The sequence below is a fragment of the Curvibacter lanceolatus ATCC 14669 genome (assembly GCF_000381265.1).
GTDB classification, from domain to species: domain Bacteria; phylum Pseudomonadota; class Gammaproteobacteria; order Burkholderiales; family Burkholderiaceae_C; genus Curvibacter; species Curvibacter lanceolatus.
In genome coordinates, this window is sequence record NZ_KB906256.1 from 105,392 (window position 1) to 124,560 (window position 19,169).

Annotated in this window: 20 protein-coding genes; 13 read left to right on the plus strand and 7 right to left on the minus strand. The window is 66.5% G+C overall.

Annotated elements, in window-relative coordinates:
* Window positions 1–25: 25 nt before the first annotated feature.
* The 4 genes from gpmA (at window position 26) to F624_RS0109270 (ending at window position 3,670) form a co-directional block, all read left to right on the plus strand.
* Window positions 26–769 (plus strand): 2,3-diphosphoglycerate-dependent phosphoglycerate mutase, encoded by a 744-nt coding sequence (gene gpmA / locus F624_RS0109255; protein ID WP_019574011.1) that lies wholly within the window; start codon window positions 26–28, stop codon window positions 767–769.
* Between the two features lie 143 nt (window positions 770–912).
* Window positions 913–2,349, plus strand: a complete 1,437-nt coding sequence (locus F624_RS0109260; RefSeq protein ID WP_031254579.1) for a S41 family peptidase — start codon at window positions 913–915, stop codon at window positions 2,347–2,349.
* A gap of 48 nt (window positions 2,350–2,397) precedes the next feature.
* Window positions 2,398–3,162, plus strand: a complete 765-nt coding sequence (locus F624_RS0109265) for a HesA/MoeB/ThiF family protein (protein ID WP_019574013.1) — start codon at window positions 2,398–2,400, stop codon at window positions 3,160–3,162.
* Between the two features lie 127 nt (window positions 3,163–3,289).
* Complete coding sequence (locus tag F624_RS0109270; protein WP_019574014.1) at window positions 3,290–3,670, plus strand: response regulator; 381 nt, start codon at window positions 3,290–3,292, stop codon at window positions 3,668–3,670.
* Window positions 3,671–3,694: 24 nt separating this feature from the next.
* Here F624_RS0109270 and F624_RS0109275 read toward each other — a convergent pair whose 3' ends face one another.
* Window positions 3,695–4,327 (minus strand): response regulator, encoded by a 633-nt coding sequence (locus F624_RS0109275; RefSeq protein WP_031254580.1) that lies wholly within the window; start codon window positions 4,325–4,327, stop codon window positions 3,695–3,697.
* A 148-nt stretch (window positions 4,328–4,475) separates the two neighbouring features.
* Between F624_RS0109275 and F624_RS0109280 the strand changes: the two genes are divergently transcribed.
* The 3 genes from F624_RS0109280 to F624_RS0109290 all read left to right on the plus strand — a co-directional run bounded on the left by F624_RS0109280 (window position 4,476) and on the right by F624_RS0109290 (window position 7,148).
* The gene (locus tag F624_RS0109280) at window positions 4,476–5,876 is read left to right on the plus strand and encodes a CHASE3 domain-containing protein (protein WP_084679466.1); all 1,401 of its coding nucleotides are present in this window, start codon (window positions 4,476–4,478) and stop codon (window positions 5,874–5,876) included.
* Between the two features lie 153 nt (window positions 5,877–6,029).
* On the plus strand, window positions 6,030–6,326 hold the full coding sequence (locus F624_RS0109285) for a hypothetical protein (protein ID WP_019574017.1): 297 nt from the start codon (window positions 6,030–6,032) through the stop codon (window positions 6,324–6,326).
* 114 nt (window positions 6,327–6,440) lie between these two features.
* Window positions 6,441–7,148, plus strand: coding sequence for an alpha/beta fold hydrolase (locus F624_RS0109290; RefSeq protein WP_019574018.1), 708 nt, complete (start codon window positions 6,441–6,443; stop codon window positions 7,146–7,148).
* 24 nt (window positions 7,149–7,172) lie between these two features.
* Here the strand turns inward: F624_RS0109290 and coaD are convergent, their stop codons facing one another.
* The 4 genes from coaD to F624_RS0109310 all read right to left on the minus strand — a co-directional run bounded on the left by coaD (window position 7,173) and on the right by F624_RS0109310 (window position 11,389).
* A complete protein-coding gene (gene coaD / locus F624_RS0109295) occupies window positions 7,173–7,673 on the minus strand; it encodes a pantetheine-phosphate adenylyltransferase (RefSeq protein ID WP_019574019.1) in 501 nt (166 codons plus the stop codon).
* A gap of 118 nt (window positions 7,674–7,791) precedes the next feature.
* Window positions 7,792–8,424, minus strand: coding sequence for a 16S rRNA (guanine(966)-N(2))-methyltransferase RsmD (gene rsmD, locus F624_RS0109300; RefSeq protein WP_019574020.1), 633 nt, complete (start codon window positions 8,422–8,424; stop codon window positions 7,792–7,794).
* 11 nt (window positions 8,425–8,435) lie between these two features.
* On the minus strand, window positions 8,436–9,809 hold the full coding sequence (locus F624_RS0109305) for a M16 family metallopeptidase (protein ID WP_157443398.1): 1,374 nt from the start codon (window positions 9,807–9,809) through the stop codon (window positions 8,436–8,438).
* Window positions 9,810–9,907: 98 nt separating this feature from the next.
* The gene (locus F624_RS0109310) at window positions 9,908–11,389 is read right to left on the minus strand and encodes a M16 family metallopeptidase (protein ID WP_043425808.1); all 1,482 of its coding nucleotides are present in this window, start codon (window positions 11,387–11,389) and stop codon (window positions 9,908–9,910) included.
* 28 nt (window positions 11,390–11,417) lie between these two features.
* Here F624_RS0109310 and ftsY point away from each other — a divergent pair, with 28 nt between their 5' ends.
* A complete protein-coding gene (gene ftsY, locus F624_RS32390) occupies window positions 11,418–12,830 on the plus strand; it encodes a signal recognition particle-docking protein FtsY (RefSeq protein ID WP_031254582.1) in 1,413 nt (470 codons plus the stop codon).
* Window positions 12,831–12,921: 91 nt separating this feature from the next.
* Here ftsY and cutA read toward each other — a convergent pair whose 3' ends face one another.
* Window positions 12,922–13,284: a divalent-cation tolerance protein CutA gene (gene cutA, locus F624_RS0109320; protein ID WP_084679467.1), complete on the minus strand. Its 363-nt coding sequence runs from the start codon at window positions 13,282–13,284 to the stop codon at window positions 12,922–12,924.
* Between the two features lie 124 nt (window positions 13,285–13,408).
* On the opposite strand from cutA, the gene F624_RS0109325 reads away from it, so the two are divergent.
* From F624_RS0109325 to F624_RS0109345, 5 genes are all read left to right on the plus strand, one after another.
* Complete coding sequence (locus F624_RS0109325) at window positions 13,409–14,668, plus strand: hypothetical protein (RefSeq protein ID WP_157443399.1); 1,260 nt, start codon at window positions 13,409–13,411, stop codon at window positions 14,666–14,668.
* Window positions 14,669–14,679: 11 nt separating this feature from the next.
* Complete coding sequence (locus F624_RS0109330) at window positions 14,680–15,636, plus strand: DUF3034 family protein (protein ID WP_019574027.1); 957 nt, start codon at window positions 14,680–14,682, stop codon at window positions 15,634–15,636.
* A 32-nt stretch (window positions 15,637–15,668) separates the two neighbouring features.
* Entirely contained in the window at window positions 15,669–16,133 is a 465-nt protein-coding gene (locus F624_RS0109335; RefSeq protein WP_019574028.1) for a group I truncated hemoglobin, read from the plus strand.
* Between the two features lie 318 nt (window positions 16,134–16,451).
* On the plus strand, window positions 16,452–17,396 hold the full coding sequence (gene rpoH / locus F624_RS0109340; protein ID WP_031254585.1) for an RNA polymerase sigma factor RpoH: 945 nt from the start codon (window positions 16,452–16,454) through the stop codon (window positions 17,394–17,396).
* A 138-nt stretch (window positions 17,397–17,534) separates the two neighbouring features.
* Window positions 17,535–18,515 (plus strand): Bug family tripartite tricarboxylate transporter substrate binding protein, encoded by a 981-nt coding sequence (locus F624_RS0109345; protein WP_019574030.1) that lies wholly within the window; start codon window positions 17,535–17,537, stop codon window positions 18,513–18,515.
* 38 nt (window positions 18,516–18,553) lie between these two features.
* On the opposite strand, the gene F624_RS0109350 is transcribed toward F624_RS0109345, so the two are convergent.
* A complete protein-coding gene (locus F624_RS0109350; protein WP_019574031.1) occupies window positions 18,554–19,165 on the minus strand; it encodes an SCO family protein in 612 nt (203 codons plus the stop codon).
* Window positions 19,166–19,169 lie beyond the last annotated feature (4 nt).

The window sequence follows — 19,169 nt, forward strand, 5'->3', positions numbered from 1 at the left end:
GCACTGGAAAAATTGAGGGCTTCGCATGTACAAACTCGTTCTCGTCCGCCATGGTGAATCCACCTGGAACCTTGAAAACCGCTTCACCGGCTGGACCGATGTGGACCTGACCCCGACCGGGGTGGAGCAGGCCAAGAACGCCGGGCGCCTGCTCAAGGCCGAGGGCTACGACTTCGACCTGGCCTACACCAGCGTGCTCAAGCGGGCCACCCGCACTCTGTGGCACACCCTGGACGAGATGGACCGCACCTGGCTGCCGGTGGTGCACAGCTGGCGTCTGAACGAGCGCCACTACGGCGCCCTGCAAGGCCTCAACAAGGCCGACATGGCCAAGCAGTACGGCGACGCCCAGGTGCTGGTGTGGCGCCGCAGCTACGACACCCCGCCGCCGGCCCTGGAAGCCACCGACCCGCGCTGCGAGCGTGGCGACACCCGCTACGGCCGCCTCAAGCCCGAAGACGTGCCACTGACCGAATGCCTGAAAGACACCGTGGCCCGCGTGCTGCCGTTCTGGAACGAGTCCATCGCCCCCGCCATCAAGAGCGGCAAGCGTGTGGTGGTGGCCGCCCACGGCAACTCGATCCGTGCCCTGGTCAAGTACCTCGACAACATCGGCGATGACGACATCGTGGGCGTGAACATCCCCAACGGCATCCCGCTGGTGTACGAACTCGACGCCGATCTGAAGCCGATCCGCCACTACTACCTGGGCGACGCCGAAGCCGCTGCCAAGGCCGCTGCGGCCGTGGCCTCGCAAGGCAAAGCCTGAGCGCGTGCTCCGGGCGACCCGGTAAAGGCCGGGTAAAGCCAGCCCCCGACACCGCAGATTCCCCGGGCGAATGAAGGGGACTGCGGAACCTGGCCTGACGCGGCCCATCCTAGGTGTATATTGCGTCGCAAAAAGGTGATTTCATGGGTGAAAAACTCCGTATCGCAGGCTGGATTTCCATTGGTGTGGTGGCCGGCGCGCTGACCACGGTCTCGCTGCAAACCGTGGCACGGGGCAGCATTTCCCCGCTTCCGCTCGAAGAACTGCAGCAACTCGCTGCGGTGTTCGACATGGTCAAGACCGACTACGTCGAACCGGTGGACGAAAAGAAGCTCATCACCGACGCCATCTCGGGCATGGTGGCCAGCCTGGACCCGCACTCGCAGTACTTCGACAAGAAGTCCTACAAGGAATTCCGCGAAGGCACCTCGGGCCAGTTCGTGGGCGTGGGCATCGAAATCACCCAGGAAGACGGTCTGATCAAGATCGTCTCGCCGATTGAGGGCTCCCCCGCCTACCGCGCGGGCCTCAAGACCAATGACCTGATCACCAAGATCGACGACACCGCCGTGAAGGGCCTGGCCCTGAACGACGCCGTCAAGCGCATGCGCGGCGAGCCCAACACCAAGGTGCTGCTGACCGTGTTCCGCAAGGACGAGAACCGCACCTTCCCGGTGACCATCGTGCGCGAGCAGATCCGCACCCAGTCGGTGCGCGGCAAGGTGATCGAACCCGGCTATGCCTGGATCCGCCTGAGCCAGTTCCAGGAACGCACGGTGGACGACTTCGTGAAGAAGGTCGACGAGATCTACAAGCAAGAGCCGAATCTGAAGGGCCTGGTGCTCGACCTGCGCAACGACCCGGGGGGTCTGCTCGATGCGGCCGTGGCCGTGTCCAGCGCCTTCCTGCCCGAGAACGTGACGGTGGTCTCCACCAACGGCCAACTGGCTGAAAGCAAGTTCACCTTCAAGGCCTCGCCCGAGTTCTACCAACGCCGCAGCGGCCCCGATCCGCTCAAGAAGCTGCCGGCCGCCCTCAAGAACGTGCCGCTGGTGGTGCTGGTCAACGAAGGCTCGGCCTCGGCCAGCGAGATCGTGGCCGGTGCCCTGCAAGACCACAAGCGTGCCACCGTCATGGGCAGCCAGACCTTCGGCAAGGGCTCGGTGCAGACCGTGCGCCCCCTGGGCCCCGACACCGGCCTGAAGCTGACCACGGCCCGCTACTACACCCCCAGTGGTCGTTCGATCCAGGCCAAGGGCATCGTGCCCGAGGTGATGGTGGACGACACCGAAGAGGGCAGCCCGTTTGCAGCGCTGCGCATGCGTGAGGCCGACCTGGAAAAGCACCTGAACAGCGGCCAGGGTGAAGAAAAGCCCGACCCCGAGCGCGAAAAGGCCCGCGACGAGGCGCGCAAGCGCCTTGAAGAAGAAGCCAAGAAGCCTGTGGCCGACCGCAAGCTGCCCGAGCTGGGCAGTGACAAGGACTTCCCGCTGGTGCAGGCCCTGAACCAGCTCAAGGGTCGCCCGGTGGTGGTCAGCAAGACCCAGACCGAGCGCAAGGAAGAAAAGACCAGCAACTGAGCCCTGTACAACAGGGATCACCAGCGCCCTGCGGGGCGCTTTTTTTTCATGAACGACGACCAGCTGCTCCGCTACTCCCGCCACATCCTGCTCGACGAGATCGGCATCGAGGGGCAGGAGCGCCTGCTGGCCTCGCACGCCGTGGTGGTGGGTGCGGGGGGCTTGGGCTCGCCCGCCGCCCTGTACCTGGGCGCGGCCGGGGTGGGCCGCCTCACGCTGATCGATGACGACGAAGTGGACCTGACCAACCTGCAGCGCCAGATCGCCCACACCCAGAGCCGGGTCGGGCAGGCCAAGGTCGACTCGGCGCGCGAGGCCATCCTGGCGCGCAACCCCGAGGTGCGGGTGGACGCCCTGCGCCAGCGCGCCGACGCCGCCCTGCTGGACCGCCTGCTGCCCGAGGCCGATGTGGTGCTGGACTGCAGCGACAACTACGCCACGCGCCAGATGGTGAACGCGGCCTGCGTGCGCCATCAACGCCCCCTGGTGTCGGGTGCCGCGATCCGCTTCGATGCCCAGGTCAGCGTGTTCGACCCGCGTCAGGCCGGGAGTGCCTGCTACGCCTGTGTGTTCGACCCCGCCGAAGCCCCGGAAGAAACCCGCTGTGCCACCCTGGGCGTGTTTGCGCCCCTGGTGGGCATTGTGGGCAGCCTGCAGGCCGCCGAGGCGCTCAAGCTGCTCAGCCAGGCCGGCACCCCCCTCACCGGCCAACTGCTGATGCTGGATGCGCGCAGCATGGAGTGGACGCGCATGAACCTGTCGCGCCATCCGAACTGCCCGGTGTGCGGGCCGGTGTGCGGCCCGGCCGTGTAGGACTGGTCTGACATCCCAAAAACGATGTGACTGGCACAATTCACCGACCTGAACTTACCGCACAAGCGCGATCCAAACCCGTTGGTCTGGGTTGTGTCTTCTGAATGCGGGTGAACAAGGCCTTCACTTGGAACTCCGAACCTACATCGTCGAAGACAACGCCACGATCCGCGAGAACCTGGTGGGCACTCTGGAAGAGCTGGCCGAGGTGCGGGCTGTGGGTTTTGCCGAAACAGAACACCAAGGCACCGAATGGCTGCACCAGCACCACAGTGACTGGGACCTGGCCATCGTGGACCTGTTTCTCAAAGAGGGCAGCGGCCTGGGCGTGATCTCGGCTTGCCAGCAACGCCAGCCGCACCAACGCCTGATCGTGCTGACCAACTATGCCACGCCCGACATCCGGCTGCGCTGTGCCAGCCTGGGCGTGGATGCGGTGTTCGACAAATCCAACGAGATCGACGCTCTGATCGATTTCTGCACGCTGCAAGCCTCCTCGAACGCTTGAGGCTGGCCTGACTCGATCAATCCATCAATCTATCAATCGGTTCTTGAGCGCGTAGTAGGTCAGGTCGCTGTTGGAGGCCAGGCCCATTTTTTCCATCAGACGGGTGCGGTAGGTGCTGACCGTCTTCACGCTCAGGGACAGCGACTTGGCCACATCGCCGGCCGTCTCGCCCCGGGCCAGCTTGAGAAACACCTGGAACTCGCGCTCTGACAACTGTTCGTGCAGCGGCACATCGTCCTTGCGGCCCAGTTGCTGGGCCAGCAGATCGGCCACGGTGCGGGTGATGTAGCGCTTGCCCAGCGCAATGGTGCGCACCGCCTCCACGATCTCGGTGGGGTCACACTCCTTGTTGAGGTAACCACTGGCGCCTTGCCGAATGAGGTTCATGGCGTAGTGCTCCTCCGGGTAGCCCGAGAGGATCAAAATGCCCACATCGGGCGCCTTGGCCCGGATCATGGCCAGTGCGTCCAGCCCCGACTGGCCTGGCATGGCCAGGTCCATCAGCAGCACATCCATCTCAGTGGTGCGCACCAGGTCGATCGCCTCGCGCCCGTTGGCCGCCTCACCCACCACCCGCAGGTCCACATGGTCGGCAAAGAAGTTGCGCAAACCCGAGCGCACGATGGCGTGGTCATCCACTATGCCTATTCTGATCATCGATATTGTCTTTCGTCATTTGTGAGAATTGACCCACAAATGCGCCGACAATAACCGAAACTGCAACCACAGAACAAAGTTTCGCCAGCTTCCCAGCTGTGCGCAGGGAATAAGGGCCGCTCGTGGCCCACCACGCCCGGAGTTTTCAATGACAAGGTTTGCATCCTTGCCGGTCTGGCTGAAGCAGCCTCTTTTCGGCGGCCGGCCTTTGACCATCACGCGCCAGTGGATCTGCCTGCCACTGGCCTTGCTGGCCACCCTGAGCCTGATCGGCATCAACGAGCTGGGCTATGAACGCTCAGCGGGCACCGTCAAACGCATTGCAGCCACCCAGGAGACCCGGGCCACGCTGCACAAGCTGCTGGCCCTGATGCTGGACGCCGAAACCGGCTTGCGGGGCTACCTGCTCAGTGGCGACGAAAGCTACCTGGCGCCGTACAACAGCGCCGTGTCCGAGGTGAACCAGACCTTGGACCAGTTGCGCCAAAGCGATCAAGCCCACCCTGTCGACCCCGCCGCCCTGGTCGCCCTGTCACGCCATGTGTCGCGCAAGCTGGCCGAGATGGACCTGAGCCTGAAGCTGCGCAAGCAGGGCAAGGAAGAGGCCTGGAAGTTCGTGATGCACACCGATGTCGGCAAGGAACACATGGATGCCATCCGGGAGCAGTCGGCCGCCCTGATCGACGAAAGCAGCCGGCAAACCGAATTGGGCGAGCGGCAGATCCTGCGTTCACTGATGGTGTCGCGCCTGGGCATCGCCCTCACAGCGCTGGTGGGCCTGCTGTCTTTTTACCTGTACCTGAGGCAGTCGAACGCCCTGAAGGTGGCGGGTCAGCGCGAGCAACAGACGCTCAAGCAGGAACGCGACCGGCTGGAAAGCCTGGTGCGCGACCGCACGGCCTCCCTGGCCAAGCTGGCCACCTATTTGCAGCAGGTGCGCGAGGACGAGCGGGGCCACCTGGCGCGCGAACTGCACGATGAATTGGGCTCTCTGCTGACCGCTGCCAAGCTGGACGTGGCACGCATCAAATCACGCCTGGGCGACCACGCGCCTGAGGCCTTGCAACGCCTGCAGCACCTGACCGAAACCCTGAACCGGGGCATTGCCCTGAAGCGCCGCATTGTCGAAGACCTGCGCCCCTCTTCCCTGTCCAACCTGGGCTTGCTGCCTTCGCTGGAAATCCTCACGCGGGAGTTTTCAGAACGCTCAGACCTGGTGCTCGACACCCGGCTGGAAGCCGTGGAGCTGGATGAGTCGTCGCAACTGACTCTGTACCGTCTGGTGCAGGAAGCCCTGACCAACATCGGCAAGTACGCCCGCGCCCGGCAGGTCTCGGTGCAGTTGCAGAACACGGACACACATGCATTGCTGACGGTGAGCGACGACGGCATCGGCTTCAACCCCGAGCAGATCGGGGCCGGCTCGCATGGGCTGGAGGGGATGCGCCACCGCGTGGAAGCCACCGGCGGCCGCCTGCTGGTCGAGTCCACCCCCGGGCAGGGCAGCCGCATCACCGCCTACCTGCCCACCCTCACCAGCCCGGTGTGAGCACGCTGTGGGCCAGCACCTACAAGCAGGCAGCGCCGACGCCGACAGGTGGGCTGCGTCACCACTGACCAACCTCTCGTCCACCCAAGAATACCCTTCGTAGAAGCGATAGCCCACGATCCGCGTGGCTCGTCAAGCACACTGGACTTCTGCATGGACGCTTCATCCTCTACGGACCCGAACTTCGATCAGCCCATCATCCGCGACACCACGCGTCTGCGCTTCCCCCCCGAGGACAGCAACAACGACGGGATGGACTGCGTTGATCTGCTGATCCGGCGCAGCCACCCGCTGAGCCATCTGGCCCCGTCGGTGCAGCCACTGCCCTCCGAAGCAGGCCAGGTCGCCTGGAGCCGGGTGTCCTGGCCCTGGGCCTCCAATGGCATGCAGGCCGCGGGCCGACCCCGCGGGCGCTGGCTCTCCAGTGAAGCTCAGCCGACCAGCGACTGAGCCTGCTGTGGGGCGCGCGCCGCCCGGTTTGTGGCGGTGCCAGCCAGGGCGCCGACGGACTGACGGAGGCTGAGGCATGATCAAAGGCTCGATGGCTTCGAAGTTGACCGCCCCATGAGTACCCTGATTTTTCTGCCCGGCCTGGCCGCTGACGCCGACCTGTGGGCCGACCAGACCCGCGCCCTGCCCCACGACTTGCGCTGGGCCATCAGCCTGGTGCATTTCCGCCACCCCAGCATCCGCGCCATGGCGGCAGCCGTGCTGCGCGAACACAGCGGCCCCCTGGCCCTGTGCGGCACCTCGATGGGCGGCATGATCGCCCTGGAGGCCCTGCGCCAGGCGCCCGAACGCATCACCGGGCTGGCCCTGCTGGGCAGCAACGCGCGCCCCGAGACCGAGGCCATGCGTGGGCTGCGCAGCGCGGCCGTGCAAAAGTTCAGAGCGGGCCAGTTGCGGGAGGTGATCGAGCCCAACATCGCCCTGGCCTTTCATGCCGACGGTGCCGCCCGGCCCGACCTGCGGGCACGCTACTGGCGCTTCATCCAGTCGGCGGGTGGCGAAGCCCTGGCGCGTCAGAACGAGGCCGTGATGGACCGCCCCGACGCCCGCCCCCACCTGGCCCGCATCCAGTGCCCGACGCTGGTGGCGTGTGGCGCCAACGACCTCTTGACCCCGCCTGAATGCTCCTACGAGATGGCCGAGGCCATCGCTCATGCGCAAATGGCGCTGATTCCGCGCTGCGGCCACATGCTGACGATGGAGCGCGCACCCCAGGTCAACGCCTTGTTGAAAGACTGGATCGCGCGCTGGCATCGCCCCTGAAAGAGCGAGGCCGCCGCGCCGGGCTCACTCGCGGCCCAGGCTGCGCACCTTCTCGGCCAGGCGCTCCTGCACCAGCGGCGAGACGAATTTGTCGACCTCGCCTCCGAGCACGGCGATCTCGCGCACAAAGGTGCTCGAAATGAATTGGTACTTGTCGCTGGGGGTGAGGAAGACGGTCTCGACGTCGGGCATCAGGCTGCGGTTCATGCCGGCGAGCTGGAATTCATAGTCGAAGTCGGTGACCGCACGCAGGCCGCGCACCATGGCCTTGCCGCCGCGCGCCACCACAAAATCGCGCAGCAGGCCCCCGAAAGTGGCCACCTCGACCTGAGGGAAGGGCTCCACGGCGGAACGCACCATGTCGACACGCTCTTGCAGGCTGAACAGGGTCTTTTTGTGGTGCCCCGCGGCCACTGCCACGATCACGTGGTCAAACAGCTGGGTGGCACGGCGCACCACATCTTCGTGGCCCAAAGTCATGGGGTCGAAGGTACCCGGGTAAATCGCGATCACGTTCTGGGCCATGGCGGTGCGTCTCCTGCAGATGGGGCTGGTGCATTGTTTGCGCGCATTATGCATGGCCCCTGTAACGCCGCTGACACCGCCTTGCCACAGGCCGCTACCGCCGATGCGGGCACCGGGATCAGACCACCGGGCTGGCCCGTTTCAGCAGGTGGGCGTGCACGGCGCCGGCCTTGAGGTAGCGGTAAGGCTGCAGACCCAGGGGCAGCAGTTCCTCGGCCGTCCAGGCGCGGGGGGCCTCCAGGTACAGAAAGCCTTCGGCTTGCAGGGCCTGCGCCCCGGCCCGCAAAGCGGGCTCGAACAGGTCGGAGGCAAAGGGCGGGTCCAGCAGCACGAGGTCGAGGCCGGCGTCGCGTTGCTGCACCAGCTGGGCCACGCCATCGCCGCGTTGCACCCGCACCTGGCTGGCCTTGAGGCGGATCGAACTGGCCTGCAGGCGCTGCACCAGGGCGCTGTCCTGCTCCATCAACCAGACTTCGCGCGCCCCGCGCGAGGCGGCCTCGAAGCCCAGGGCGCCGGTGCCTGCAAAGGCATCGAAGCAGCGCCAGCCCCCCAGGTCCTGGCCCAGCCAATTGAAAAGGGTTTCGCGCACGCGGTCGGGCGTGGGGCGCAGGCCCGGGCGGTCGGGCACGGCCAGACGGGTGCGCTTCCAGAGGCCGCCGATGATGCGGATCTCACCCGGGGCCTTGCTGACGTTCGGGCGCACGGGGGCCTTGCCTGCCGGCGCTGCGGGGGCCTTGCCTGGGCGGGGCATGGACGGACGGGTCATGGGCGGGCTCCTACGGTCACGGTGACCAGGCGATCAGGCTGCAGGTGACGCTGGAAAGCCGCCCGGATGTCTTGCACGCTGACCCGGTCGATCTGCTGCGTCCAGGTGTCCAGGTAGTCCCACGGAAGGTTGTGCAGGGCCATGTTGGCCACGTTGTCGAGCAGCTTCTTGTTGCTGTCGATGCGCAGCGCAAAGCCGCCCACCAGGTTGTCCTTGGCCGCCTTGAGTTCGGCCTCGGTGGGCCCCTCGGCCACGTAGCGGCTGAGCACCTCACGCGCCACCTTCACGGCCTCGGCGGCCTGGTCAGGGCGGGTCTGCAGGCCGATGGTGAAGGCCCCGGCATGCAGGCCCGGGGCAAAGTAGCTGTAGACGCTGTAACTCAGGCCGCGCTTTTCGCGCACCTCGCTGGTCAGGCGCGACACAAAGCCGCCGCCGCCCAGGATGTAGTTGCCCACCAGCAGGGCAAAGTAGTCGGGGTCGGCGCGGCGGATGCCGGGCTGGCCGATGAACACATGGGCCTGGGCCGAATCGAAAGGCAGGCTCACGGTTTCGGCCTGGGTCAGAGGCGCCACCTCGGGCACGGCTGGCTGCGGCGGGCAGGGCCCGGCCGGCAGCAGGGCCAGCAAGCGGGTGACCAAGGCATCGGCCTGCTCACGGCTGACGGCCCCGACCAGGCTGACGCGGGCGTCGCAGGCACGCACCGAGCGCTTCAGGTAGCTGCGCAGGTCGCTGACCTGGAGGGTGGCCAGCGTGGCGGCACTCATCTCGTAGCCATAAGGGTGGGCTCCATAGACCGCGCGGGCAAAGGCCTTGGCGGCCTGGGTGCCGGGGCGGGTGTCCTCCTCCTTGAGCGAGGCCACCAGGCGCTCGCGCTCGCGGCGCCACACCGCCTCGGGCAAGGCCGGTTCGGCCAGTTGCCGCGCCGCCAGGGCCACGGCGCGGTCCAGCAGATCCGGCTCGGTCAAGGTGCGCAGACCGAATGTGAGGCGGTCGCTGCTGGCACTGCCGCCAAAGCTGGCGCCCAGATCGGCCCAGGCCTCGCTGAGGGCGTTTTCGTCGAGGGCGGGGGCGCTGCCATGGGCCTGCACGCCCCGGGCGCTCATGAGGGCACTGACCGAGGCCAGGCCGGCCTGGCGGGCCGGATCGCGGCGCGAACCGGCGTCGAAGTCGATCTGCACATCCAGCATCGGGATGGCCGGGCTTTCCACCAGGGCCACACGGGCCCCGCTGGGCTGGGTCCAGTGCTGGATGGGCAGCGCGGCCTGGGCGGCTGCGGTGGCCAGCAGCAGGGCCAGAGGCAGGGCCATGGAAAGGCCGGCACGCCGGGCCAGCGGCAGGCGCCGCTGCGGCGTCGAAACGGGAAGAGTCATGGGGTCACCTGTGGAAACGCGCAGGCCGAAAGCCTGGCCCAGGGTAGGGAGAGAAAGGGCAGAGAACAAAGCGGCAGACATCGGGCGACAACCTCGCCTCAGGAGCCATGGCGCCCGGCAGGCGCCGCCTTGCGCGGGCGCTGCGGGTCCAGCGGCTGGGGACGCAGAATGCCCACGGTGAGCTGGTCATCGCCGAAATAGCGCGCCGCCACCGACTGCACCTGGGCCGCGGTGACGCCGCGCAGGCGCTGGATCAGGCGCTCGCCCGCATCCAGGGGCTGGCCCTGCACCCAGTAACGGCCCAGTTCGTTGGCCTGGTTGAACACCGAGTCGAGCTTGTAGACCTCGCTGGCCACCCATTGGGCCTTGACGCGGCGCAGCTCGGCCTCGCTGACGCCCTGCTCGGCCACCAGGCGCACCTGGGCCCGCAAGGCGGCCTCCACGGCCTCGGGGGTCTGGCCGGCGGCTGGCACGCCATCAAGCACGAACATCTGCGGGCCCCGGCCCATGAGGCCGTTGTAGGCCCCTGCGCTGTCGGCCACGCGGCGTTCGCCCTGGGTCAGGCCGCGCTCCAGGCGGGCGCCGGGGTAACCGTCGAGCACGGCGGCCAGCACGGTCAGGGCCAGCACGTCGTCGTCAGTGGGAGAGGTTTGATCGGGGGATTCGAGCTTGGGCACCTTGAAGGCCAGGGTCACGTAGGCCTGCTCGGCCGGGGCCTTGAAGTCGAAACGGCGCAGGCCCAGTTGTTCGGGCTCGGTGCGTGGCTTGCGCAAGGGCAAGGCGTGGGCGGCCATCGGCTCGTAATGGCGCTTGGCCAACGCCAGCGCCTGCTCGGGCTCGATGTCGCCGGCAATCACCACCGCGGCATTGGTGGGGGTGTACCAGGTGCGCCAGAAGCTGCGGGCGTCGTCGGGCGTCATGGCGTCCAGATCGCTCATCCAGCCCACCACGGGCCGGTGGTAGGGCGAGGCCACAAAAGCCGCTGCGTTCAAGGCTTCGTAGAGGCGGGCCCGAGGGTTGTCGTCGGTGCGCATGCGGCGCTCTTCCTTGATGACCTCGATTTCGCGCTTGAACTCGTCGTCGACCCACTGGTTGTGGGCAAAGCGGTCGGCTTCGAGCTTCATCACGTCTTCCAGGCGGGCGGCCGGAATCTGCTGGTAGTAGCCCGTGTAGTCGCGCGTGGTGAAGGCGTTCTCACGCCCGCCCAAGGCAGCCACACGCCGTGAGAACTCACCCGGGGGCAGGCTGGGCGTGCCCTTGAACATCATGTGCTCGAGGGCATGGGCCACGCCGCTGGTGCCGTCGACCTCGTCCATGGACCCCACCCGCACCCACACCATGTGGGCCACCGTGGGGGCACGGTGATCGGGCTTGACGATCAGCGTCATGCCGTTGGCCAGGGTGTATTGGTGCACCCCGTTGGCCCATCGTGCCGGTGCTTGGGCCGGTGCTGGTGCCGATGCTGGGGCAGACGCGGAAAGCGGCGTCTGAGACGGGGCAGAGGGCTGTGTGGACTGCGCCAGAACAGGGGCCGCCAAGGCGCAGATCAATGCGGCCAGAAGGGTGGGTGTGCGTTTCATAGAATGATGGGATTCTAAGAACCCTGCAATGTTCAGCTTTTTCAAGAAAAAATCCCCTGCTCCTGCCCCGGCAGAACCTGCCAGCGCACCTGCCGCTTCGGTGCCTGCGCCCGCAGCCGCCCCTGAAACCCCTGCGCCGGCGGCTTCAGCCTCCCCGGCCCCGGCCAACACGGGCGGCGGTGGCCTGAGCTGGCTGCGCAACGCTTTTGGCGGCAAGCCGGCCGCACCGGCCGAACCCTCTGCCGAGCCACCGGCCGTCGCTGCGCCCGCTGCACCTGCCGCATCCGCTCCCATCACAGCGCCCGTCTCTACTCCCGTCACAGCGCCAGCCCCTGCCGCCCCAGCCCCGATCGCGGCAGCACCGCAGGTCGAAGCACCTGCACCCGTTCTTGCACCTGCACCTGCACCTGCACCTGCACCGACGCCGGTACCCGTTCCAGCCCCGGCACCGATCCCGGCTGTGAAGACGCCGGCACCCGCCCCTGCTCCCGTCGCGGTGGCCCCTGAGCCCGTACCAGCCCCGGTACCAGCGCCAGCGCCTGCGCGCCAAGGCTGGCTGGACAAGCTGAAGGCCGGCCTGCGCAAGACCGGCTCGACCCTGGCCACGGTGTTCACCGGCACCCAGATCGACGATGCGCTCTACGAAGAGCTCGAAACCGCCCTGCTGATGGCCGACACCGGGGTGAAAGCCACCGAGCACCTGCTGAACGACCTCAAGCGCCGCGTGAAGGAAAGCAAGACCACCGACCCGGCGGCGGTGAAGGCCTTGCTGGCCGATGCGATCACCGATCTGCTGCGTCCGCTCGAAAAGCAACTGGTGATCGGCGAATTCACGCCCACCGTGATCATGGTGGCCGGCGTCAACGGCGCGGGCAAGACCACCTCGATCGGCAAGCTGACCAAGCACCTGGCCAACGAAGGCGCGGCCGTGCTGCTGGCCGCGGCCGACACCTTCCGCGCCGCCGCCCGCGAGCAACTGGGCGTGTGGGCCGACCGCAACACGGTCGAGATCGTCAGCCAGGAAGGCGGCGACCCGGCGGCCGTGAGCTTCGACGCGGTGACCGCCGGCAAGGCCCGTGGCAAGGACGTGGTGCTGGTGGACACGGCCGGGCGCCTGCCCACCCAGTTGCACCTCATGGAAGAGCTCAAGAAGATCCGCCGCGTGGTGAACAAGGCCGACGCCACGGCGCCGCACGAGGTGCTGCTGGTGATCGACGGCAACACCGGCCAGAACGCCCTGGCCCAGGTGCGCTCGTTTGACGACGCGCTGAAACTGACCGGCCTGATCGTGACCAAGCTCGACGGCACCGCCAAGGGCGGGGTGCTGGCCGCCATCGCCCAGGAGCGCCCGGTGCCGGTGTACTTCATCGGCGTGGGCGAGAAGCTGGAAGACCTCGAGACCTTCAACGCCCGCGAGTTTGCCCAGGCCCTGTTGTCCTGAAGCCCAGGCACCGCCGCCAAGCCCCAAGGCCCGCCCGTCAGCGGGCCTTTTGCATTTCAGGTGGGCTTGCAGGGCGAGCCGCCCTGTTCTCTCAGGGGTTCACGTTCTCATGCACCCATTGGGCGTAATCGGCCGAAGCCTGCCAGGGGGACCAGCACAGCTGGGGCAATTCATAGGGATGGTGCTGCTTCAGCCAGGCCAGCAAGGCCGGCCCGGCCGCGGCGGACGTCTTGAGGGTGAGGCGCCATTCCGGCTCGGCCAGGGTCTGGCCCTGCCAGCGGTAGTGCGACTGCACGGCCTCGACCTGCACGCAGGCAGCCAGGCGCTGGTCCAGCACCTGGCTGGCCAGTTGACCTGCGTCCAATTGGTGGGACACCGTGGTGGTCACACACCACAAAGGCTCAGAAAACGCTGGGACGACGGAAGACGGGGGGTTCGGAAGGAGGGTGGACATCGGCAGACTCCGGGACAGCCCTGGGATTGTGGCTCGGCAGAGTCGTGCAGACACACACATCCCCACGACATCAAAGAGGGCCTTGTCATGTCACCATGCGGCTTCTTTCAGTAGACTGGCGGGCATGTTTTTGTCCAAACGCCTACATCGTCATGCTGTCCGTCTGATTGCCGTTGCGGCCATCGCCTTCGTTGCCGGTTGCGGCGGTGGAGGTGGCGGGGGCTCGTCCAGCACCAGCAGCGGGTCGGGTAGCTCGGGCAGTTCAGGTAGTTCAGGCAGCGGGAGCAGCAGCGGATCGGGCAGCTCGACCCCCACCGATGGTCACACCCTGATCCAGCAAGCCACCCTGGCTCAACGGCCTGGGGTGCTGGCCAAGGCCCTGGGGCGCAGCCAGCGTTTGCTGGTGGGGCTGGGATCGACCGACGTCGCGCCCATCCAGGCCCAGAGCCTCACCCCCGACATCTACGACCAATACCTGGTGGGGGCAGGCGCCAGCGCCTGGCCGAGCTGGAACAGCCCCTCGGGCGCCTACGTGCAACTGGTCGCGCAGCGCGCCGACCAATTGGGGGCCGTGCCCATGTTCACGCTCTACCAGATGGCCACCCGCGGTGACGGGGTGCTGACCGGACTGACCGACACCAGCTTCATGAAGGACTACTGGGACAACACCCGCCTGCTGTTTCAGCAACTGGCCACCTATGGCAAGCCCGCGCTGGTCAATTTCGAGCCCGACTTCTGGGGTTACACGCACCGAGTGAACGCCGACCCGACGCAGATGTTCGTCTACGTCAACACCAACCCCGACTGCGCCACGCTGCCCAATACCGTGGCCGGGATGGCCGCCTGCCTGATGCAGACCGCCCGGTTATATGCACCCCAAGCTTACGTGGGCTTCCCACCCTCGTTGTTCGGCGACCTGTTGTCCACCGAAGTGAGTTACATGCAGAAGCTCGGGGCCGGCCAAGCCGACTTCGTGGTCATGCAGACATTGGACCGCGACGCCGGCTGTTTCGAGGCTCAGTCGAGCCTGGGCAGCTGCGTGCGCAGCGGCAACAATTGGTATTGGGACGAGAGCAACACCACCTCCCCCACCTTCACCGAACATTTCGCCATCGCCAATGGCTTCTTTCAGGGCCTGGGTCGGCCCCTGCTGTGGTGGCAAACCCCGATGGGGGTGCCGGCTGCGACGGCCAGCAAGCAAAGCCCTTGGCGCGACAACAGGGTGCGTTACTTTCTGAGCCATCCCAATGAACTGGTGGCAGCCGGGGGGGTTGGCGTGGTGTTCAGCCCAGGCGAGTCCACTCAGACCAACATCACCACCGATGGTGGCCAGTTCAAGACCTACTCCAAGGCCTACTTCGCCAATCCTTCAGCGCTGCCCTGAGCCTCCACGCCATGACCATGCCTAAGCCCCGCGCATGCCTGAATGCACCGGTTGGACTGTCGGTGGCGCTGTTTCTGAGCCTGGGGGTGCATGGGGCCCATGCGGAATCGGGCAAGCTGCTGCTGACCGGCGGGGTCTCGACCGTGGAGGGTGCGGCCGGTGGCGGCATCGTGCCCTGGGCCGTGATCGGCACCCAGGCCACCGACGGTGAAATCGGGCTGAGCGCCAACTTCAACCACCTGGCCACCCACGACTATGGCCTGAAGACCTATGCCCTGACGTTGAACCTGCGCAACCAGCTGGAGTTGTCGGTGGGGCAGCAAGACCTGTCGGCCGGGCCGGCCACCGCCCTCAATGCGCTGGGCTTTGACGTGCAGCCCGGCCCGCACCTCAAGATGGACGTGCTGGGCGCCAAGCTGCGGCTGGCCGGTGATGCCATCCTGGACAGCGACACCCTGATGCCCCAGGTGGCGGTGGGCCTGCAGCACAAACACACCCAGGCTGCCTCGCTGCAGCCGGTGTTCAACTTCCTGGGCGTGCGCAATTCGGGCACCGATGTGTATGTCTCGGCCACCAAGCTGTGGCTGGCCCAGGGCCTGCTGCTCAACGCCACGCTGCGCTACACCCAGGCCAACCAGGGCGGGCTGCTGGGCTTCGGCTCGGCCGCCCCGGGGCGCCACAGCGCCAGCCTGAACCCCGAACTGAGCGTGGCCTACCTGCTGCGCAAGGACCTGGCCGTGGGCGCGGAATACCGCTTCATGCCCAACAACCTGGAAGCCGTGGGGCGCGCTGCCGGCCTGGGCAATGCCTTGCGCCAGGACGACTGGAAAGACCTGTTTGTGGCCTGGGCACCGCAACGCAACGTCTCGCTGACCGCCGCCTATGTGGACCTGGGCCGCATCGTGCCCGGCGTGACCGAGCAACGCCGGCAACGGGGCTGGTACCTGTCGGGCCAGGTCAGTTTCTGAGCGCCTCCAGCAGCCTCCTCCAGCACACCCCCATGCCAACCCGATTTCTGCACCTTGCCCTGGCCAGCTTGATGCTGCTGGCCGCCTCCGCCACCAGCGCCGAACCCGACCGCTACGTGCCCGCCCGGCCCGCCGATGCCGGGCTGTACCAGGCCTTGGGGGAGCGCGCCGGCATCGACGCCGTGGTGGCCGGCATGCTCAAGCGCTCGGCAGCCAACCCGCGCATCGCCGACAAGTTCAAGGGCATCAAACTCAAGGGTCTGCAGGGCCAGATCACGGATCAGCTGTGTGAACTCACGGGTGGGCCCTGCCACTACGAAGGCAACTCCATGAAAGATGCCCACGAGGACCTGGCCCTCACCATGGCGCACTTCAACGCCCTGGTCGAAGACCTGCAACAGGCCCTGGACGAGCAAGGCGTGCCTTTTCGCACCCAGAACCGCCTGCTGGCCCTGCTGGCGCCCATGTACCGCGACGTGCTGAAATCACCGCGCTGAAGCCCGTCTCTCTCGCGCTGCCCAAAAAACAGGCAGCGCAAGGACATCTCTTTCAAATCAAGCACTTAGGCACTGATTCAACGCACAGGGCACGGCTTGTCCACAAGCTTGTCCAAGCCTGACGGGGACAGAACCGGGGGTGGCCAACGCAGTAATCCAGCAGGCTGCAGGCCACCAAGCGGCCTGCCTCGCGCCTTGAAGCTGCCTTTTTTCACCCCATTTACCTCGGATGCCCTGGCGCAAAAAAGGGCGGGAACTTTCGATTTAGCACTCGGTCACAGAGAGTGCTAATATTCCGCCATGGAAAGGATTTCTGGTATGAAAATCCAAACTTCAATGACCGCTGCAGCCACTGCCATCACCCCGGCCAACCCGTGGTCCATGGTGCCTGCCCTGGGCAACCTTGACGCCTACATCTCGGCCGTCAACCGCCTGCCCATGCTCACCCTCGAAGAAGAACAAAAGTACGCCCGCCAGCTGCGCGACGACAACAACGTCGAGGCCGCCGGCCGGCTGGTGTTGTCGCACCTGCGCCTGGTGGTGTCGGTGTCGCGCCAGTACCTGGGCTATGGCCTGCCGCAAGGCGACCTGATCCAGGAAGGCAACGTGGGCCTGATGAAGGCCGTCAAGCGCTTCGACCCGGATCAGGGCGTGCGCCTGGTCAGCTACGCGCTGCACTGGATCAAGGCCGAAATCCACGAGTACATCCTGAAAAACTGGCGCATGGTCAAGGTGGCCACCACCAAGGCCCAGCGCAAGCTGTTCTTCAACCTGCGCTCCATGAAGCAAGGCTTCAAGGCCGACGCCATGGACGAAGGCAGCACGCACCGCGACACGCTGAGCGAGCACGAGATTGACGTGGTGGCCCAACAGCTCAACGTGAAGCGCGAAGAGGTCATGGAGATGGAAACCCGCATGGCGGGTGGCGACGTGCTGCTGGACCCGAGCCCGTCCGAAGACTCCGACCAGGCCTTTGGCCCGATCGCCTACCTGGCCGACGCGGCCCATGAGCCCACCGCCATGATCGAATCGCGCCAGCGCGACGTGCTGGCCAGCGACGGCATTGCCAGCGCACTCAATGGCCTGGACGAACGCAGCCGCCGCATCGTGGAAGAGCGCTGGCTCAAGGTCAATGACGACGGCTCGGGCGGCATGACCCTGCACGAGCTGGCTGCCGAGTACAAGGTGAGCGCCGAGCGCATCCGCCAGATCGAAGTGGCGGCGATGAAGAAAATGAAGAAGACGCTGGCCGAATTCGCCTGACGCGCCTCTGCTGCCCATCCCACAAGAGCCGGATCCGTCCGGCTTTTTGCTGTCTGGTCTTTTCTGAGGTGGGCGACGCCCCGTCATGGGGCACACTGTTGGCCCTTGTACTGATTTGCAATGCGCGGAGCCGCTGCCATGCCAACTTCCATTTCACGCCGCCAGGCCCTGGGCCTGACTTTGGGCGGCCTGACCCTGCCCGCCCTGGCCCAGACACCCGCCAACTGGCCCAACAAGACGCTGCGCATCGTGGTGGGCTTTCCTGGCGGATCGTCGCCCGACCTGATGGCCCGCACCCTGGCCGAGCCCCTGTCCAAGGCGCTGGGGCAGCCGGTGATCGTGGAGAACCGGGTGGGGGCCGGTGGCAACATTGCCGCCGAGACCGTGGCCCATGCCACCGACAACCACACCCTGGGCCTGATGATCAACGGCAATATGACGATTGCCCGTCTACTCAACCCGAAGATCCATTACGACCCGCTCAAGGACTTGGCCCCGGTGAGCCTGATCGCCACGGCCCCGCTGATCCTGGCCGGCCCCGCCAGCCTGCCCGGCACCACCCCACAAGCGGTGTTGGAGGCCGCACGCAAAGCCGGTGAGCAATGGAGCTATGGCTCACCCGGGGTGGGCACGGTGGCCCATCTGGGCATGGAAATGTTGAAGGCACGCGCCCACCTGGGGGCGGTGCACGTGCCCTACCCGGGCAACCCGCAGGTGATCACGGCCATGCTGGGCGCCCAGGTTCAGCTCGCGCTGTTGCCACCGGGCCTGGCGCTGGCCCAGGTGAAGGCGGGCAAACTGCGCGCCATCGGCGTGACGTCGTCCACCCGCAGCTCGCTGGCCCCCGAGGTGCCCAGCCTGGCCGAGTCGGGTGTGACAGGCTTCAACCTGGAGATCTGGAACGCCGTGGCTGCCCCGGCCAGCCTGCCGGCGCCGATCGTGGCCCGGCTTTCAGACCTGCTGAGCGGGATTGCGCGAACCCCCGAGGTGCGCGACAAGCTGTTCCAGATGGGCTGGCAGGTGGCCGGCACCTCGGCCGAAGGCCTGGCCAACCGGGTCAAGGCGGACACCCGCAGCATGGGCGAGGTGATCCAGAAGCAGCGCATCCAGGCCGATTGAGGCCCGCGCCGCGGCATCAAACCGCCTGATCCAGCCGATCAGGAGGCGCGCAACAAGGCCTGCAGATCGGACAACAGGGCCTGCGGGCCCGATCCATAGCGCGCAAACAGGCGCAGCCGCCCTTGCGGGTCGTAGATGTAGCTGCCGGCCGAGTGGTCCATGGTGTAGCTGGACTCGGTCTTGCCCTCGACCTTCTTGTAGTAGATCTTGAAGTCTTTGGCGAGCGCGGCCAGTTGCTCTGGCGTTTCGGGCCGCAGCGCGATGAAGGTGGGGTCGAAATTGCCCATGTAGGCCTTGAGCAGTTCGGCGGTGTCGCGTGCCGGGTCCACCGTCACGAAGATGGCCTGCAGGCGCTCCCCATCGGCGCCCAGTTGACGCTTGACCTCGGCCATCTCCGACATGGTGGTCGGGCAGACATCCGGGCATTGGGTGTAGCCAAAAAAGACCACCACCGCCTTGCCCTTGAAGTCGGCCAGGGTGCGCACCTGCCCGTTCTGGTCGGGCAGCTTGAAGTCGCGCGCGTATTCAGCGCCGGTGATGTCCACCGACTTGAACTCGGTCTTGGCCGGGGCACAGGCCGTCATCAGGCTGGCGGCCAGGGCCGCCCCCAGCACAGTGAAGCCCCATTGGAGCGCTTGTCGTTTCTTCATGGCA

Coding starts and splice junctions, on each gene's coding strand:
- F624_RS0109280 (WP_084679466.1), top strand. CDS start 4,476: ATGACAAGGTTTGCATCCTTGCCGGTCTGGCTGAAGCAGCCTCTTTTC.
- F624_RS0109345 (WP_019574030.1), top strand. CDS start 17,535: ATGCCAACTTCCATTTCACGCCGCCAGGCCCTGGGCCTGACTTTGGGC.
- F624_RS0109285 (WP_019574017.1), top strand. CDS start 6,030: ATGGACGCTTCATCCTCTACGGACCCGAACTTCGATCAGCCCATCATC.
- F624_RS0109275 (WP_031254580.1), bottom strand. CDS start 4,327: ATGATCAGAATAGGCATAGTGGATGACCACGCCATCGTGCGCTCGGGT.
- rsmD (WP_019574020.1), bottom strand. CDS start 8,424: ATGCCCCGCCCAGGCAAGGCCCCCGCAGCGCCGGCAGGCAAGGCCCCC.
- F624_RS0109335 (WP_019574028.1), top strand. CDS start 15,669: ATGCCAACCCGATTTCTGCACCTTGCCCTGGCCAGCTTGATGCTGCTG.
- F624_RS0109265 (WP_019574013.1), top strand. CDS start 2,398: ATGAACGACGACCAGCTGCTCCGCTACTCCCGCCACATCCTGCTCGAC.
- gpmA (WP_019574011.1), top strand. CDS start 26: ATGTACAAACTCGTTCTCGTCCGCCATGGTGAATCCACCTGGAACCTT.
- F624_RS0109305 (WP_157443398.1), bottom strand. CDS start 9,809: ATGACTCTTCCCGTTTCGACGCCGCAGCGGCGCCTGCCGCTGGCCCGG.
- rpoH (WP_031254585.1), top strand. CDS start 16,452: ATGAAAATCCAAACTTCAATGACCGCTGCAGCCACTGCCATCACCCCG.
- F624_RS0109290 (WP_019574018.1), top strand. CDS start 6,441: ATGAGTACCCTGATTTTTCTGCCCGGCCTGGCCGCTGACGCCGACCTG.
- F624_RS0109310 (WP_043425808.1), bottom strand. CDS start 11,389: ATGAAACGCACACCCACCCTTCTGGCCGCATTGATCTGCGCCTTGGCG.
- F624_RS0109325 (WP_157443399.1), top strand. CDS start 13,409: ATGTTTTTGTCCAAACGCCTACATCGTCATGCTGTCCGTCTGATTGCC.
- cutA (WP_084679467.1), bottom strand. CDS start 13,284: ATGTCCACCCTCCTTCCGAACCCCCCGTCTTCCGTCGTCCCAGCGTTT.
- F624_RS0109330 (WP_019574027.1), top strand. CDS start 14,680: ATGACCATGCCTAAGCCCCGCGCATGCCTGAATGCACCGGTTGGACTG.
- coaD (WP_019574019.1), bottom strand. CDS start 7,673: ATGGCCCAGAACGTGATCGCGATTTACCCGGGTACCTTCGACCCCATG.
- F624_RS0109350 (WP_019574031.1), bottom strand. CDS start 19,165: ATGAAGAAACGACAAGCGCTCCAATGGGGCTTCACTGTGCTGGGGGCG.
- ftsY (WP_031254582.1), top strand. CDS start 11,418: ATGTTCAGCTTTTTCAAGAAAAAATCCCCTGCTCCTGCCCCGGCAGAA.
- F624_RS0109260 (WP_031254579.1), top strand. CDS start 913: ATGGGTGAAAAACTCCGTATCGCAGGCTGGATTTCCATTGGTGTGGTG.